12 protein-coding genes and 3 pseudogenes are annotated in these 15,718 nt (G+C 67.5%); 7 read left to right on the top strand and 8 right to left on the bottom strand.

Features of this window, described 5'->3' with window-relative positions; genetic code table 11:
- A pseudogene (locus AX685_RS21250) lies at positions 1-764 on the top strand (IS3 family transposase); the annotation flags it as partial.
- Here AX685_RS21250 and AX685_RS17580 read toward each other — a convergent pair.
- The 3 genes and pseudogenes from AX685_RS17580 to AX685_RS21845 all read right to left on the bottom strand — a co-directional run bounded on the left by AX685_RS17580 (position 712) and on the right by AX685_RS21845 (position 2,036).
- Positions 712-1,322 (bottom strand): annotated as a pseudogene (locus tag AX685_RS17580) (3-oxoacid CoA-transferase subunit B). The pseudogenes AX685_RS21250 and AX685_RS17580 sit on opposite strands and share 53 nt — an antisense overlap.
- 20 nt (positions 1,323-1,342) lie before the next feature.
- Positions 1,343-1,522 carry a CoA-transferase gene (locus tag AX685_RS22790; RefSeq protein WP_231792285.1) on the bottom strand — a complete coding sequence of 60 codons (180 nt, stop codon included), beginning with the start codon at positions 1,520-1,522 and terminating at the stop codon, positions 1,343-1,345.
- The gene (locus tag AX685_RS21845) at positions 1,464-2,036 is read right to left on the bottom strand and encodes a glutathione S-transferase family protein (protein WP_197418682.1); all 573 of its coding nucleotides are present in this window, start codon (positions 2,034-2,036) and stop codon (positions 1,464-1,466) included. The genes AX685_RS22790 and AX685_RS21845 overlap by 59 nt, the downstream gene beginning before the upstream one ends.
- Here AX685_RS21845 and AX685_RS17585 point away from each other — a divergent pair.
- Positions 2,002-3,105: pseudogene (locus AX685_RS17585) on the top strand (transketolase); the annotation flags it as partial. The gene AX685_RS21845 and the pseudogene AX685_RS17585 overlap by 35 nt on opposite strands.
- Before the next feature lie 305 nt (positions 3,106-3,410).
- On the opposite strand, the gene AX685_RS17590 reads toward AX685_RS17585, so the two are convergent.
- Positions 3,411-4,403, bottom strand: a complete 993-nt coding sequence (locus tag AX685_RS17590) for an aldo/keto reductase (protein ID WP_066490954.1) — start codon at positions 4,401-4,403, stop codon at positions 3,411-3,413.
- Positions 4,404-4,467: 64 nt separating this feature from the next.
- Here AX685_RS17590 and AX685_RS17595 point away from each other — a divergent pair, with 64 nt between their 5' ends.
- On the top strand, positions 4,468-5,409 hold the full coding sequence (locus AX685_RS17595; protein WP_197418683.1) for a LysR family transcriptional regulator: 942 nt from the start codon (positions 4,468-4,470) through the stop codon (positions 5,407-5,409).
- A gap of 6 nt (positions 5,410-5,415) precedes the next feature.
- On the opposite strand, the gene AX685_RS17600 is transcribed toward AX685_RS17595, so the two are convergent.
- Entirely contained in the window at positions 5,416-6,315 is a 900-nt protein-coding gene (locus AX685_RS17600; protein ID WP_066490957.1) for a LysR family transcriptional regulator, read from the bottom strand.
- A gap of 94 nt (positions 6,316-6,409) precedes the next feature.
- Here AX685_RS17600 and AX685_RS17605 point away from each other — a divergent pair, with 94 nt between their 5' ends.
- Positions 6,410-7,594, top strand: coding sequence for an MFS transporter (locus AX685_RS17605; protein WP_066490992.1), 1,185 nt, complete (start codon positions 6,410-6,412; stop codon positions 7,592-7,594).
- Positions 7,595-7,620: 26 nt separating this feature from the next.
- Positions 7,621-8,637, top strand: a complete 1,017-nt coding sequence (locus tag AX685_RS17610) for a zinc-binding alcohol dehydrogenase family protein (RefSeq protein WP_066490959.1) — start codon at positions 7,621-7,623, stop codon at positions 8,635-8,637.
- A gap of 211 nt (positions 8,638-8,848) precedes the next feature.
- Here AX685_RS17610 and AX685_RS17615 read toward each other — a convergent pair whose 3' ends face one another.
- Positions 8,849-9,502 (bottom strand): Crp/Fnr family transcriptional regulator, encoded by a 654-nt coding sequence (locus AX685_RS17615; protein WP_066490965.1) that lies wholly within the window; start codon positions 9,500-9,502, stop codon positions 8,849-8,851.
- Positions 9,503-9,587: 85 nt separating this feature from the next.
- Between AX685_RS17615 and AX685_RS17620 the strand changes: the two genes are divergently transcribed.
- Positions 9,588-10,421, top strand: a complete 834-nt coding sequence (locus AX685_RS17620) for a TauD/TfdA dioxygenase family protein (protein WP_066490967.1) — start codon at positions 9,588-9,590, stop codon at positions 10,419-10,421.
- Positions 10,422-10,425: 4 nt separating this feature from the next.
- Here AX685_RS17620 and AX685_RS17625 read toward each other — a convergent pair whose 3' ends face one another.
- On the bottom strand, positions 10,426-11,865 hold the full coding sequence (locus AX685_RS17625; protein ID WP_066490969.1) for a TolC family protein: 1,440 nt from the start codon (positions 11,863-11,865) through the stop codon (positions 10,426-10,428).
- A gap of 80 nt (positions 11,866-11,945) precedes the next feature.
- Positions 11,946-13,334: an HlyD family type I secretion periplasmic adaptor subunit gene (locus AX685_RS17630; protein ID WP_197418685.1), complete on the bottom strand. Its 1,389-nt coding sequence runs from the start codon at positions 13,332-13,334 to the stop codon at positions 11,946-11,948.
- A gap of 101 nt (positions 13,335-13,435) precedes the next feature.
- Here AX685_RS17630 and AX685_RS17635 point away from each other — a divergent pair, with 101 nt between their 5' ends.
- Positions 13,436-15,643 carry an ATP-binding cassette domain-containing protein gene (locus tag AX685_RS17635; RefSeq protein WP_156445905.1) on the top strand — a complete coding sequence of 736 codons (2,208 nt, stop codon included), beginning with the start codon at positions 13,436-13,438 and terminating at the stop codon, positions 15,641-15,643.
- Positions 15,644-15,718: the final 75 nt, after the last annotated feature.

Raw genomic sequence — 15,718 nt, forward strand, 5'->3', positions numbered from 1 at the left:
CCACATCATCGCACAGCTACGCTGGTGCGGAGGTCGTCCACGACATCACGTCACGGGTCTCGTTGATCTCGCGCGCACATCGCAGGGACATGCTGGATGTCCTGCGCTTCCTGTTCGCCGAGAACTTCGCGGTCTACGGCATCGGCAAGGTCTGGCGGCAGATGATGCGCGAGGGCTTTCTGGTCGCCCGCTGCACCATTGAGCGGCTGATGCGCGATATGGGTCTACAGGGCGTGTCCGGGACAAGCCGGTTCGCACGACGATCAGCGACAAGGCAGCGCCGTGCCCGCTGGATCACGTCAACCGCAGGTTCTACGCGCCAGCGCCGAACATGCTGTGGGTGTCGGATTTCACCTACGTCGCAACCTGGGCGGGCTTCGTCGACGCCGCCTTCGTCATAGACGTACGCCAGGCGGATCGTGGGGTGGCGGGCGAGCAGAACGGCGCATGCCAGCTTCGTCCTCGATGCCCGGGAGCAGGCTCTCCATGATCGCCGGCCGGCCCATCGCGGCGGTCTCATCCATCACAGCGACCGGGGGTCGTAATACGTGTCCATCAGGTACACCGAGCGCCTCGCCGAAGCCGGGATAGAGCCATCGGTTGACAGCGTCGGCGACAGCTAAGACAACGCTTTGGCCGAGACGATCAACGGCCTCTACAAGGCCGAGGTGATCCACAGGCGTGGACCGTGGCGCAGCTTTTCGGCCTGGGTCATCCCGCGAAGACGGGCGCGCCCGTTCTCTGAAGAACATCCGCCAGTGTGATCCGCGGGGCCAGGTCGACCAACCGGAAGCCGTTGCCTTCGGGATCCAACACCGCGATGTCGGTATAGACCCTGCCGACCACGCCCCGCCCGGTCGCCGGCAGCGTGATCCGCTTGACCAGCTTGGGTGCCCCGGCCTTGGTATTGTGAAGCGTCAGCACGCGTACCTGCCGCGCGCCCGCAGCGAGGTCCATCGCACCCCCGACCGCGGGCACGCCATCGCTGCCGCTCGACCAGTTGGCGATGTCACCTTGCACGCTACCTCGAAGGCGCCCAGTACGCAGATGTCGATATGCGCGCCGCGGATCATCGCGAAACTGTCGGCGTGATGGAAGAAGGCGCCGCCAGCGACCAGGGTCACCGGCTTCTTCCCCGCGTTGATGAGTTCCATGTCCTCGTCCTCGGCGGCGGGACGCGGCCCCATCCCGAGGATGCCGTTTTCGCTGTGTAGGATGATCTCGCGATCGGGCGGGATATGGTCGGCGACGCGCTCGGGCAGGCCGATCCTGAGGTTGACGAACGCGCCCTCCGGGATGTCGGCCGCGGCGCGTGCGGCCATCTGATCCAGTGTCCAGCCGGTCACGCTGCGGCCTCCTTCCTGGCGTGGTCGAGCGCGAGCAGGGAATCCCTCTCGCTGATCGGATCGGTGATCTCCACCACACGATCGACGAAGATCGACGGCGTGACGATCGCCTCCGGATCAAGCGAACCCAGCGAGACGACCTGTCGTACCTGAACGATCGTGCGATCGGCAGCCATGGCCATCACCGCGCCGAAATTGCGCGCCGCCTTGCGGTAGACGAGGTTCCCCCAGCCGCGTCAGCTCCTCCATCGGGAAGTCGTCCGCCAGACCCCAGTCGTAAAAGACGAGGGCATAGCCGTCGGCGACACCGAACGTCGCGCCGCCAAACCAGTCGTGGTCGCCAAGGCGGCGTTCCAGTTCCTGCAACGCCTCCCACATCTTCGGACGTCCATCCTCGACCAGTTTGGCCTGCGCCGCCATGTCCGAGGTGAAGCGCAGCGGCATGCGGACCTGGCGGCGCAGGATGTGCAACGTGCTGCCGAACCACGCCATCAGCGATAGCTGGCGGCTGGCTGCGGGGGGTTCGACGGGGAGCAGCCGGGCGGCGGGTGTCGTCGTGGCGATCCGGTAGAGGATCGCGACGTTTTCGGTCAGCAGCTCGTCGTCGATGACGAGCGCGGGGACCTTGCCGGCAGGATTGACCTGCCGGTAGGCGGGCACGGAACAGTCGACGCAGGCCGCGTTCGGCAAGATCCTGCTCGATCTGGCCAAGGACGGCTCGTCGCTCGCCGATCGCATCGTCACCACCTCGCCCGACGTCGCGGTCTCGACCAATCTCGGGGCGTGGGTGAACCAGCGTGGATTGTTCCGGCGACAGCAGTTCGAGGACGTGTTCCGCCGCGCACGCATCCCGTCGGCCCAGAAGTGGGAGGGCGGGGCAGCCGGGCAGCATATCGAACTGGGCATCGCCGAGAACAACCTGTTCCTCATGCTGGCCGCCCTGGGGCTGGCGGGCGCGGTGTTCGGCGAGCGGTTGATCCCGATCGGTACCGTCTACGATCCCTTCATCGCGCGTGGCCTCGATGCGCTGAACTACGCCTGCTACCAGGATGCCCGCTTCGTGCTGGTCGCGACGCCATCGGGCGTGACGCTGGGACCGGAAGGCGGCGCGCACCAGTCGATCAACCCGCCGCTGATCGCGATGGGGCAGCCCGGCCTGCGGCATTACGAGCCTGCCTTCGTCGACGAGCTTGCCGCGCTGATGGAGGAAGCATTCCGCCTCGTGCAGGCACCCGACGGAGAGTCGGTCTATTTCCGTCTGACCACGCGCAGCGTGGCGCAGGTCGCGCGCACCGACGACGCCTGGCGGGCGGATGCGATCCGTGGCGCCTATTGGCTGAAGGTGCCCGGCGCTGCGGCGGAGGCCGCGATCGTCGTGATGGGGGCGCTCGCGACCGAGGCGCTCGCGGCATGGGAGATGATGCGCGACGACTTGCCCGGCCTGGGCCTGCTGGTCGTCACTTCCCCCGACCTGCTGCACCGCGACTGGAGCGCGGCAACCGCGGCCTGGGGCCCGGCGCGTCGGGGCTCGCACATCCAGCGGTTGCTCGGCGCCTTGCCGCCTGGCGCCGGGCTGGTCACCATGGTGGATGGTTCACCGGGTGCGCTGTCGTGGTTGGGCGGCGTCGATGGACGGCGCGTCTCCCCGCTTGGCGTCGACCGGTTCGGTCAGACCGGCGACCTGCCGGATCTCTATCGGCACCACCGCCTCGACGCCGATGCGGCGGTCGACGCGATGGCCCATCTGTTCGTGGGCTGACGCCGGTGTGCCGCACCACGTCGCCGCGGTCTCGGGGAGGCAACGGTCGCGCATCGCCTTCCCTAGGCGAAGCAGGCGATCCCGTACATCTACCTGACCATCGATGTCTGTATGGATGTACTGCCTACTCTTCGCCCGGATTTGAATGTGGCATCGGTTGCGCGCGATGTGCAGCTGATGGTCGATGATTTCATCTTCAGGGCGCTGGCGCTGATCAAGGTTGGGGGTGCAACGCGACGATCCGTACGGACGAGCCGGGGCGGACGGCACGGCCCGGGTCGACCACACGACCCAGGCCTTCGCGTCTATCGTTGCGGCAGCATCGCCATCTCGCGCTCGGCATAGCGTGCGCCCTGCACGCCGCTCATGGCGTCCGCGATCCGCGCGCGGTCCTCGGGCGTCAGCTCGATGTCGACCGCGTCGATATTGTCGTCGAGGTTGGCGATCTTGCGCGAGCCGGGAATGGGGACGATGTCGTCGCCCTGCGCCAGCACCCAGGCGAGCGCGAGTTGCGCAGGCGTCACACTCTTCTCCTCGGCGATCGCGCGCAGACGGTCGACCAGCTTCAGGTTCGCGTCGAGATTGGCCTCGTCGAATCGCGGCAGCGTGGCGCGGAAGTCGTTGGCTTCGAGATCGGCCTTGCTGCGGATCCGACCCGACAGGAAGCCGCGACCGAGCGGGCTATAGGGCACCAGGCCGATGCCGAGTTCGCGGCAGGTCGCCAGCATTTCCTTTTCAACATAGCGTTCCCAGAGCGAGTATTCGCTCTGCAGCGCGGTGATCGGATGGACCGCATGGGCGCGGCGGAGCTGGTCGGCGGTGACTTCTGACAGACCGAGGAAGCGCGCCTTGCCCGCCTTCACTAGTTCGGCCATCGCGCCGACCGACTCCTCGATCGGCGTCTTGGGGTCGGGGCGGTGCAAATAGAACAAGTCGATCACGTCGGTGCCCAGCCGCCGCAACGATCCCTCGACCGCTCGGCGGGCATTGGCGGGCGTTCCGTCGGCGCCGCGCATCCGCGCGAACCCGGTGCCGCCCTCCGGCGCGATGTCGAAGCCGAACTTGGTGGCGATCACGACCTTGTCGCGGACCTCCTTCAGCCCGCGGCCGACGATCTCCTCATTCTCATAGGGGCCATAGACTTCGGCCGTGTCGAAGAAGGTGATGCCACGGTCGACCGCATGGTGCAGCGTGGCGATCGAAGCTGCTTCGTCCTGCCCGCCATAGGCGGCAGTGAAGCCCATGCAGCCGAGACCGATCGCGGATACCTCGAGCTCGCCCAGTTTGCGTTCTTGCATCGTCGTCGCTCCTTGTTTCGATGACCGCGGCATTATTGGCTCCCGGCATTGTGCGGAGTAGATGGTGCTGATCGAACGTGCTGTTCGACCAGGTGAGACAATGGATCGCGAACGGCTGGCACGATTGAGCATCTTCGCAGCGGTCGCGAAGGCGGGCGGGTTCCGGGCGGCGGCCAGGGGGCTGCTGCTGTCGCCCTCCGCCGTCAGCCATGCGGTGGCGGAACTGGAGGCGGCGCTCGGGGTGCGGCTATTCAACCGGTCGACGCGCAGCCTGGCGCTGACCGATGCCGGGCGCGCCCTGCTCGATCGCGTCGGCCCCGCGCTCGGCGAGATCGACGCGGCGGTGGCCGATGCCCGCGACAGCGATGCGGCGCCGGCGGGACCGGTGCGGATCACGCTGACGCCCTTGTCGGCGCACGCGCTGTTCGCGCCCCATCTCGCCGCCTTCGTGGCGGCCTACCCGGGGATCACGCTCGATCTGGTGATCGACGACCGGTTCGTCGATACGGTGGCGGAGGGCTATGACCTCGGCGTGCGACTGGGCGAAACGCTGCGGCCCGACATGATCGCGACGCGGATCGGCGGGGCGCTGCGGATGGCGGCAGTGGCCTCGCCCGGCTACCTCGCGCGTCATGGGCGGCCCAGGACATTGGAAGACCTGCCCAGCCACCGCTGCCTGCATCGTCGGCTCGGCGCGGGCGTGTATCGCTGGGAAGTGACGCGCGATGGCGCGGACCTGATCCTCGATGCCCTGCCGCAAACACTGATCGTCAACGACGATGCGCTGCTGCGGCGCGCGGTGTGCGACGGGGCGGGCATCGCGTTCGTAATCGAAAGCGTCATCGCCGACGACTTGGCGGCGGGGCGACTGGTCGAACTGTTCCCCGAACATTGCCCGCCCTTTCCCGGCTTCTTCATCTATCACGCCAGCCGCCGGCAGATGCGTCCGGCGGTGCGGGCGACGATCGACTTCTTCGTCGCCGCCAACCGCGTCGATGGAGGATGAACCGCTTCACGCTCCATCGCCCAGCCGCTCGGCGAGGAAGTCGATCAGGACGCGTACGCGGGCGGGCATCGTCGAGCCCCCGACGAATAGCAGGTGAAGCGGTTCGCGGTCCTGCGGATTGAACGGTTCGAGCAACGGGACCAGCCGGCCATCGGCCAGTTCGTCCTTCACCGCGAACGTCCCGATCCGCGCGATGCCGACCCCGGCGAGCGCAAGCTGGGCGAGCGATTCTCCGTTATTGGCCTCGATCGAGCCGGTAACGTCCAGTGCCATGTCGACACCGCCGCGGCGAAAGGGCCAGCCCGGCTCCGCGCGCCGAAAGCTGAAGCTGAGGCAATTGTGTCGGAACAGGTCTTCGGGCTGCTCGGGTGTCCCGTGGCGTGCGAGATACGAGGGCGAGGCGACCACCACCCGGCCGGTCTCGCCAATGCGGCGCGCCGTCAGCGGGCTGTCGGCAAGTTGCCCGAAGCGGATCGCGACATCGGCCTGTCCGCCGAGTATGTCGACCACACGGTCGCTGAGGTTGAGATCGACGAGGATGTCGGGATAGCGGGCGGTAAATTCCGCCAGCAGCGGCACGACATAGAGGCGGCCATGGGCGAGCGAGGCGGTTAGGCGCACACGCCCACGCGGCGATGCCTGATCGGCGATGGCTTCCTCCACCTCGGTCAGGTCGGCAAGGATCCGGCGCGCAGCGCGCAGATAGGTCTGGCCTTCTGCGGTCAGCGTCAGGGTCCGCGTGGTCCGGATCAGTAGCCGCACACCCAGCCGCGCCTCGATCCGCGCGATCACCCGGCTGACCGCGGACGGTGCCAGTTGCAAGGCGCGGGCCGCCGCCGACAGGCTGCCCTGCTCCATGACGGTGACGAACACCATCATCTCACCCGATCGGCCGCTGAAATCCATTCGTGCTTCCATCGCAAAGGTGCTTGCCAGAATCACAGGCTACACAGTGCGGCTTCGGATCGCCATTCCTGCTCACGCAATGATGGAGGTCGATATGCGCTTGAATCCCTCTCTGCTCGCGCTGGCGGCGGGCGCCTTCGGTATTGGCGTCACGGAGTTCGCGCCGATGGGGATGCTGCCATCGATCGCGGCCGATCTGCACATCTCCATTCCCGTCGCCGGGTTGCTGGTCAGCGCCTATGCGATCGGGGTGGTGATCGGCGCGCCGTTGATGACGCTGACCACGGGGCGGGTGGACCGGCGGACGTTGCTTATCGCGCTGATGGGCATCTTCACGCTCGGCAACCTGCTGTCCGCGCTGGCGAGCGGCTATTGGATGCTGATGGCGGCGCGGATCGTGACCTCGTTCAACCATGGCGCCTTCTTCGGCGTGGGATCGGTGGTCGCGGCGAGTCTCGTCGCGCCCGACAAGCGCGCGGGTGCGGTTGCGGCGATGTTCACCGGGCTGACGATCGCGACGATCGGCGGCGTGCCGCTGGCAACCTGGGCGGGCGAGGTGCTGGGCTGGCGCACCGCCTTTGCCGGGATCGCAGGGGTGGGCGTCGTGGCGATGCTGTCGCTGCGGCTCGCGTTGCCGTCGCTACCGGCGGTGGAGGGCGGCGATATGCGTGCGGAACTGGGCGTGCTGACCCGCAGGCCGGTGCTGCTGGCGCTGGCGCTGACGGTGGTGGGGGCGAGCGCGATGTTCACCGTCTTCACCTATATCGTCCCGATCCTGCGCCACGAGACGCAGGCCTCGACCGGGTTCGTGACGGCAATGCTGGTGCTGTACGGGATCGGCCTGACGATCGGGAACATGGTCGGTGGCAAGCTGGCCGACCGCTCGGTCGAGCGGACGCTGGTGGGCAGCTTCATCGTGCTGGCCGCGGTGCTGGTCGTGTTCGCGGGCGTGATGCACTGGCCGGTGCCGGGCGCCATCGCCATCCTGATCTGGGGCATCGCCAGCTTTGCGATCGTGCCGCCGTTGCAGATGCGCGTGATGGAGGTGGCGGCCGAGGCACCGAACCTCGCGTCCGCCATGAACATCGGCGCGTTCAACCTCGGCAACGCGATCGGCGCGGCGCTGGGCGGTGGCGTGATCGGGGCCGGATGGGGCTATCCGGCAGTGTCGCTGGTTGGTGCCGGAATGGCCGCCGCTGCGCTGGCGATGGTGTTCGCGTTCCGTCGCGGCCGTTCTGCCGGTCGCAGCAGGGCATTCTCGCCGGTCGCACAGCACTGATCCACGCCACTTTATGGAGACTGACCATGCGCGCCATTGGATACCGTGACACCGGGACTATCGACCGGCCGGACGCGCTCGTCGAGTTCGATCGTCCCGATCCCGTCCCGACCGGCCGCGAGCTGCTGGTCGAGGTGAAGGCGGTGTCGGTCAATCCCGTCGACGTGAAGGTGCGCGGCGGCATGGTCCTCCGGCAGGACGGCGAGCGGGTGATCGGCTGGGACGCCAGCGGCATCGTCCGCGGCGTCGGGCCGGACGTGTCGCTGTTCCGCATCGGCGACGCGGTGGCCTATGCCGGGGAAATCGGACGGTCGGGTACGAATGCCGAACTGCACATCGTCGATGAACGACTGGTCGGTCCCAAGCCCGCCAGCCTCGACTGGGCGGAGGCGGCCGCGCTGCCGCTCACCAGCGTGACCGCGTGGGAGGTGCTGTTCGACCGGCTCGACGTCAATCGGCCCGTCGTCGGCGCGGCGCCCGCGATCGTCATCATCGGTGGCGCCGGCGGGGTGGGGTCGATCGCGATCCAGCTCGCGCGGCAACTGACCGACCTGACGGTAATCGCCACCGCCTCCCGCCCCGAAACACGCGCCTGGGCCATGGAGATGGGCGCGCACCATGTCTTCGACCATGCCCGGCCCCTGCCGCCGCAGGTCGAGGCGCTCGGCATCGGCGCGCCGGCGTTCGTCTTCTCGACCACCCATTCCGACCGGCATCGACTCGCCATCGCGGAGTTGATCGCTCCGGAAGGGCGGTTCGGGCTGATCGACGACCCGGAGGTGTTCGACATCGTACCGTTTAAGGCGAAGTCGGTATCGATCCACTGGGAACTGATGTTCACCCGATCGCTTCCGCCGGCGGCGGACATGGGGCGCCAGGGGCAGATTCTGGGCGAGATTGCGCGGATGGTCGATGACGGCCGCATCCGCTCCACCCTCACCGAACGGCTTTCGCCTATCGGCGTGGCAACGCTCGCCCACGCGCACCGCAAGGTCGACAGCGGCACCATGCGCGGCAAGATCGCGCTGGAGGGATGGGCGTGATCCATCCGTAGCCGAGCCGAAGCGACGCCGTCATGATGATCCCTTCATGGAACCCCGGATCGTCGGCGGTGATCGCGGCGGCGGCTGGTTCTCAGCCGGTGACGGTCGCGTCGGGCTCTCGTGATCGACGCGCGTCGGTTTGATGACGCGCAATGGCCGCTGCAGCGCTGCAGCGCCGCCATCGGGATGCGGATCGCTATCGCCGCCCCGCCTATACCGTCTCGGCGGCGCAGAAGCGGGCTAGCATATCGGGGTCGGTCAGCCGGATGCTGCCATAGCCGCGGGCGATCGCGCCCGCCGCCTCAAGTGTCGCCAGATGCACACTCGTGGTCTTGCGCGACAGGCCGCACAGTTCGGCGAGGTCCGCCTGTGACAGCGGCGCGGCGCCGTCCTCCGCGAACGGGCGCAGGCGCGCGGCGATGCGTGCGATCGGCGGCAGCGCCAGCATCTCGGCCAGGCCGTGGACGCTGGCGTCGAGCTGGGCGTAGACCAGCGTGCTGACGGCATGCCAGATCGCGGGCTGGTCCACCGCGATCCGCCCCAGCGCGCGGTCGCCGACGGTCACGACCCGGCTGGGCGGCCCGGCGCGCGCGGTGACGATGCGCGGGCCGCCGCCGTGCCGCCGTGATTGGCCGAAGGCGGTGCCGGCGCGTGCGACGCCGATCAGGACGGTCCGTTCGTCGACCACCGTCTCCAGCCGCAACAGCCCGTCGACGACCATGACGATGCCGGTATCCTCATCGCCCTGGCCGTACACCCATTGCCCCGGCGCCAGCGCGCGTGGCGACGCCGCGGCGGCGATCGCGTCGCGCAGCGCGGCGGGGAGGGGGGCGAACCAGCGGTTCGCGGCGAGGCGATCGGCCATGTCCACCCCACAATGTAACGAAGGTGGCATTTGCTGGCGAGGGGGCCTGCTACACCCGCGACAGCAATGGACGAGGAGAGAGTGGATGGCTTCAGTGACGTGGCACCCGTTGTCGGAGCATGTCGGGGTCGAGGCGCGCGACGTCGACCTGAACGCGCTGGACGACGACACGTTCGGTGCGCTGCGCGCGGCGGTCGCGGACCATGGCGTCCTGTTCATCCGCGACCAGTCGCTGACCCCCGAACAGCATATCGCCTTCGCACGCCGCTGGGGCGAGATCGACATCAACAGATACTTCCCGGCCAATGGCGGCCACCCCGAAATCGCCGAGGTACGCAAGGCGGAAAACCAGCAGACCAATATCGGCGGCGGCTGGCACACCGATCACAGTTACGATCCGGTCCCCGCGATGGGGTCGATCCTGCTGGCGCGGGAGACCCCGCCGACCGGCGGCGACACGCTGTTCGCTGGGCTTGGCGCGGCGTTCGACAGCCTGTCGGAGGGGATGAAGGCGACGCTGCGGGGCCTGCGCGCGGTGCATTCGGCGGACCATATCTACAGCGCCGACGGCATCTATGCGAAGACCGACCAGGCCGCCGACCTGAAGGGGCATGACGAACGCACCCATGCCGAACATCCGGTGGTGATCCGCCATCCGGCGACCGGGCGGGAGATATTATACGTCAATCCCGCCTTCACGCTGCACTTCGCCGGCTGGACCCGCGCGGAAAGCCTGCCGCTGCTGACCTATCTCTACCAGGTGGCGATGCAGGAGAAGTTCCACTGCCGCGTCAGCTGGGCGCCGGGTTCGATCGCGATCTGGGACAATCGTTCGACCTGGCATTGCGCGATGAACGATTACCAGGGCCACCGGCGCCTGATGCATCGCATCACGATCGCCGGCGAACCGTTGACCTGACGGGTTACAGGTTCGGACCGATGCGCGCGGGCGGGCGCGGGACGACGATCTCGCGCCCGTATTTGGTCAGCGGCTGTCCCCCGCTGACGAAATCGAACAGTCCGGCCAGCTTCTGCAGCACGCGCAGCCCGCTGACCTGCTTCTGCGTAAAGTTAGTCAGCCGGTTCAGCCGCGCCTGGAACAGCGCCTGCTGCGTGTCGAGCAGGTCGAAGACCGAGCGGTTGCCGGAGCGGAATTGCTCGCGATACAGCGTCACAACCTTTTCCGCGGCGGCGACCTGCGATTCGATCGTCGCCATCTTGTCGTTGGCGGCGGCGAGCGACTGGAAGTCGATGCGCAGATCCTGTTCGACGTTGCGGCGCACGCGATCCACCTCGTAATCCGATTCGCGCACGCGCGCCTCGATCCGGCGCATCAGCGCATAATCGGCGCCGCCGCGCAGGATGTTATAGGTGAGGGTGACGACGACGCGCGCATCCTCGTTGCGGCCGGTGCGGCCCATCACTTCGTTGCGGAGGTTCGCCTGCGCATCCAGCCCGATGCGTGGGTAGAAGGCGGCCTTCTGGCTAAGCAGCTGCTTTTCGATCGAGCGGCGGTTCTGCACCGCCTGTGCCAGTTCGGGGTTGTGATCCTCGATCATCTGGACTGCCGCATCCGCATCGGCGGGCAGCGCGGTATCTACGGGCGGCAGGTCGGTCGCGCGGCCCGGCAGGTGCCCGGTCAGGCGGCGGTAGGATTCGCGCTGCTGCTGCAACTGGCTCTGCGCGTCCAGCAGCTGCGCCTGAAGGTTGTCCTGCCGCACCTGTGCGCGGCTGACATCGGCGGCGGTGGTGAGGCCCAGGTCCTTCTGCACCTGGATCGTGCGCGACATCTTCGCCTGGGTGGCGATCTCTTCCTCGATCAGCTCGACCGTGCGCTGCTTTTCCAGCAGGCTGAGATAGGCAGCGGTCGTTTCGAACGCGATCCGCTCGATCTGTTCGCGCGTGTTCCATTCCGCGCTGGAAAAGGCGGCGCGTGCGCGCTTTATGTCATTGATCGTCGCGCCGAAGTCCCAAATGTTCTGGTGGAGCGACAGAACGCCTTCGCTACGGCGCAGCACCGTGTTGTCGGTCGCCTGATAAGGCAGGACATATTCCGGCCCGCTGGCCAGCGACAGGTCGATGCGCGGCAGATAGGCGGCGCGCGCCTCGCCGATCGCGTAGCGCGCATCGTCCTGGCGGGCGAGCGCGATCTGAATGTCCGGGTTCTTGCGCAGCAGCTCGATGATCGCGGCGCGTAGCGGCTCGTTCTCGCCCGGTCTGGCGAGCGCCGCGGGATCGGCGGGCGCGGCGATCGCGGGCGCGTCCTGTGCGGCGGCGGCGGACGGGCCGCACAACACGGCACCGGCGAGCAGCGCGGCGCCCAGGCGATGACCCGCGCGAATGCGGGCGGACGGACTGGACATGAAAACTCCCCCGGTCTTCGTGTGATCGGCAATGCGGCGGCCGCGCGTGGCGGCCGGTGCAAGAGTGGTGAGCGGCGAGATCATTCGCGCAGCGCCCCGTCGCGGATGCGGATGAACGGCCCAAGGATGTAGTCGAGGATGCTCTGGTGGCCCGAGCGGATGTCGACCTCAGCGGTCATGCCCGGCAGCACCGGCTTTTCCGGGCCGAACCGTCCGGTGTCCGCGCGCAGGCGGACGCGATAATAGAGTTCGCCCTTGGGATCCTGGATCGCGTCGGGCGAAATATCGTCGACGGTGGCGTCGAGCCCGCCGTAGATCGCCGAGTCATAGGCGGAGATCTTCGCCACCGCGGGCAGCCCCGGCCAGATGTTACCGCGATCGCGCGGCGCGACGCGCGCCTCGATCACCACCAGCTTGTCGGCGGGGACGATCTCCACCAGCGGATCGCCCGGCTTGGCGACGCCGCCGACGGTCTGCACCAGGATCTTGTTGACGTAACCGTCCATCGGCGCACGCACCTCCTCGCGGAAGTTGCGATCCTGATAGGCGTTGAGCGCCTGACCGGCCTTCGACACCTCCAGCCGCAGCGTCGCGGCTTTCTCGCGCGTGTCGGTCAGGTAGCGGGTCCATGCTTCGCCGCGCTTGGCGACGGTCTCGGACAGGTCGGCCTGCGACTTGGGGATCGAGGTCATCGCGTCGGAAATGCGCGTGCGCAGCTGTTGCAGGTCGGTCTGCTTTTCCAGCACCGCGGTTTCCGACACCGCTTCCGCCAGCAGCGCCTTTTGCAAGCGGTCGAGCTGGTTCTGCACCATCCGTTCCTCCGCGCGCAGGCTGGCGATACGCGACTGCGCGCTGCCGATCTCGGCGCGATAGCCCTGGATCTGGCGGTCGAAGACGCTCATCTGCTGCTGGATGTCGGCATGGCGCGAGCGGAAGAACGCTTCTTCCGACGCGGCGATGTCCGGCGCCAGCCGCGCAAGGTCCTTCGGCGTGGTGAAGGACGACGCGCCGGCGGCCTCCGCCTCCAGCCGGGCCAGCGCGATATGGCGCGCGGCGACGTCGGTCTGGGCGTTGTTCAGTTCGGCGCTCGACTGCTGGTTCGACAGTTTGAGCAGGACGTCGCCCTTGCGGACGCGCTGCCCCTCACGCACCAGAATCTGTTTGACGATGCCGCCTTCCAGATGCTGGACGACCTGGTTCTGCACGGACGGCAGCACCCGGCCGGCGCCGCGCGTGACCTTGTCGATCTGGAAGAAGGTGGCCCAGGCGATCGCGATCACCAGAAGGAGGCCCATCACCTTCAGCAGGCGGCGCGACGGCTCGGTGCGCACCCGCGCGCTCCACGGATGCAATCCGTCGATCGCGGTGGTGCGCGCATCGGTTTCCGAAAAGGATTGCCGGTTCTGGACTATATGCTTGAGAGCATCCGTCCAGCGAACGCTCCCTGGCATGTCGGCAGAGCTGCTCATCATCGTTCCCGTCGAAGTTACGGTCCATGTAATCGGCAGCTGTTTACGAAGTGTTATCCTTAAAAAGGCTTAAACCATCCCACGATTGTGGAGACACGCACGTGGCGGTTCAGTGGGATAACGTCGGGCGGATAGTAAAAGGCCGGATCGACAGCTTTCGCGGCAAGTCGATGGGCCAGTGGAAATCCGATGATTTCAATGGGATGCTTCTGGTTGAGGCGTTGGTCGGCGTGGCGTCTTCGGCGGGCAAGGCGATTGACGCCGCCGGGCTGACGGCGGCGCTGCCGACTGCGAACGGCGATCTCGATCCGCGATTCGCGCCGATCGCGATGACGCGGATCGACCTGGACGCACGCTGGGTGGCGCGGCCGATCCGCGAGCTGGCGCCGGTCGACCTGCCCGCGATCGTGCGGCTGCCGGACGACCGGTTCGTGGTGGTCACCGCGATGCCCGCGCCGGGCGTCGTGACGCTGGTCGACGGCGATGGCGAGCGCAGCGTGCTGCTGGAGGAATTCGCGCCCGCCGCGACCGGCGACCTGTTGATGATCGGGCATATCGATCCGGCCAACGGCAGCCTGGTCGGCGACGAGCGCGAGCGCATCCGCGCCAATCCGCGGCTCTGGCTGATCTCCAGCTTCCTGACCGAACGGCGCAACTTCATCCAGTTGCTGGGCGCGGCGCTGTTCCTGAACCTGTGCGGGTTCGCCATCCCGCTGTACATGCGCGCGATCTACGACCGCGTGGTGCCCAACCTGGCGCTGGAATCGCTGTGGGCGCTGTCGTCGGGGATCGTGCTGGTGCTGATCTTCGAATGTCTGTTCAAGCAGATCCGCTCGACCTTCATCGACGCGATCGGGCTGCGCATCGGGCAGGCGATCCAGCATCGCGCGATGTCGTCGATCCTGCAGGCGCGGATCGACAAGTCCAACTGGACCGTCGGCAGCATGATGACCGCGCTGCGCGACATCGAATCGATGGCGATGCTGGTGCCGACCGCGATCGTGACCTTCTGCATCGACATTCCGTTCTTCTTCCTGTTCCTGGCGCTGATCGCGATGATCGGCGGCTGGACGGTGATGGCGCCGGTGCTGGGCGCGCTGGCGATGCTGGCGGCGGGCGCGGTGTCCGCCTATGCGCTGAAATTCGGGGCGAAGCGCAGCAACAAGCTGCTCCAGGCGCGCAACAACCTGGTCGCCGACGTCGTCGCCAGCCTGCACACGATCAAGAGCAACCAGGCTGAGGGGCGCTTCCTGCGGCGCTGGGACAATCTGTCCGACCATGTCGGCATGACCGGCAAGGCGACGCGCGCATGGGTGGACCTACCGTCCACCGCGTCCGCGTTCATCGTGCAGGCGGTGACGGTGGTGATCGTCGTCATCAGCATCTACCAGATCCAGGCGGGCGTGATGACCGCGGGCGCGCTGATCGCGTGCAACATGCTGGCGGGACGCGCGATGGGGCCGATCTCCGCCGCGATCATGGTGGTGTCGAAAAGCTACCAGAGCCTGGGGCAGTTCGCCGCGCTGGCCGACCTGCTGGCGCTGGAGCCGGAGAGCGAGACGTCCGACGCCGCGGTGCAGGGGCGCACGTTCCATGGGCGGATCGCGTTCCAGGAAGTCGGCTACGTCTATCCCGATACCAACGTGTCGGTACTGCGCGACATCAACGTCGAGGTGAAGCCAGGCGAGAAGATCGGCATCATCGGCGCGGCCGGATCGGGCAAGTCCACGCTGCTCAAGCTGATGGGCGGGCTGATCGCGCCGGGCGCGGGGCGGGTGCTGGTCGACGGCCATGCGATCGAGCAATTCTCCGCCGCGCAGCTGCGCGAGAACATCGCCTTCGCCACGCAGGAAGCGGTGCTGTTCGACGACAGCATCTACGAGAATATCGTGCTGGGCGCGCCTAATCCCGATCCGGCGCTGCTGGAGCGTGCGGTGCACACCGCCGGCGTCCACCATTTCGCCGCGCGGTCGAAGGAAGGGCTGAGCCGATCCGTCGGCGTCGGCGGCTGCCGCCTGTCGGGCGGGCAGCGGCAGGCGGTGGTGCTGGCGCGCGCGTTCATGCGCGATCCGCGCATCCTGCTGCTGGACGAACCGACCGCGGCGATGGACGTCGACGGCGAACATGCCGTGATCCGCGGACTGCGCGAATTCGGCGCGGGCCGCACGATGATCATCGCCACACATCGGTTCGCGGTGCTCGAACTGGTCGATCGCGTCATCTGGATGGAGGACGGGCGGATCATGAGCGACCTGCCGCGCAGGGAGATGCTGGACAGCCTGCGCCAGCAGAAGGCCAAGGCGGCCTAGCCGGTTGATGAGCAAACACGGTTATCAGAACGTTAGCGAAATGTTCGTAAGAGGCGGCATGACGCTCGGGGCGGA

It is taken from the genome of Sphingomonas sp. CCH9-F2, from assembly GCF_001556735.1.
Lineage (GTDB): Bacteria > Pseudomonadota > Alphaproteobacteria > Sphingomonadales > Sphingomonadaceae > Sphingomonas > Sphingomonas ginsenosidimutans.

Excerpts from the sequence above, each read along its gene's own strand:
- AX685_RS22790 (WP_231792285.1), bottom strand. The coding sequence starts at position 1,522 with ATGGCTGCCGATCGCACGATCGTTCAGGTACGACAGGTCGTCTCGCTG.
- AX685_RS17590 (WP_066490954.1), bottom strand. The coding sequence starts at position 4,403 with ATGCAAGAACGCAAACTGGGCGAGCTCGAGGTATCCGCGATCGGTCTC.
- AX685_RS17600 (WP_066490957.1), bottom strand. The coding sequence starts at position 6,315 with ATGGATTTCAGCGGCCGATCGGGTGAGATGATGGTGTTCGTCACCGTC.
- AX685_RS17605 (WP_066490992.1), top strand. The coding sequence starts at position 6,410 with ATGCGCTTGAATCCCTCTCTGCTCGCGCTGGCGGCGGGCGCCTTCGGT.
- AX685_RS17610 (WP_066490959.1), top strand. The coding sequence starts at position 7,621 with ATGCGCGCCATTGGATACCGTGACACCGGGACTATCGACCGGCCGGAC.
- AX685_RS17615 (WP_066490965.1), bottom strand. The coding sequence starts at position 9,502 with ATGGCCGATCGCCTCGCCGCGAACCGCTGGTTCGCCCCCCTCCCCGCC.
- AX685_RS17620 (WP_066490967.1), top strand. The coding sequence starts at position 9,588 with ATGGCTTCAGTGACGTGGCACCCGTTGTCGGAGCATGTCGGGGTCGAG.
- AX685_RS17625 (WP_066490969.1), bottom strand. The coding sequence starts at position 11,865 with ATGTCCAGTCCGTCCGCCCGCATTCGCGCGGGTCATCGCCTGGGCGCC.
- AX685_RS17630 (WP_197418685.1), bottom strand. The coding sequence starts at position 13,334 with ATGAGCAGCTCTGCCGACATGCCAGGGAGCGTTCGCTGGACGGATGCT.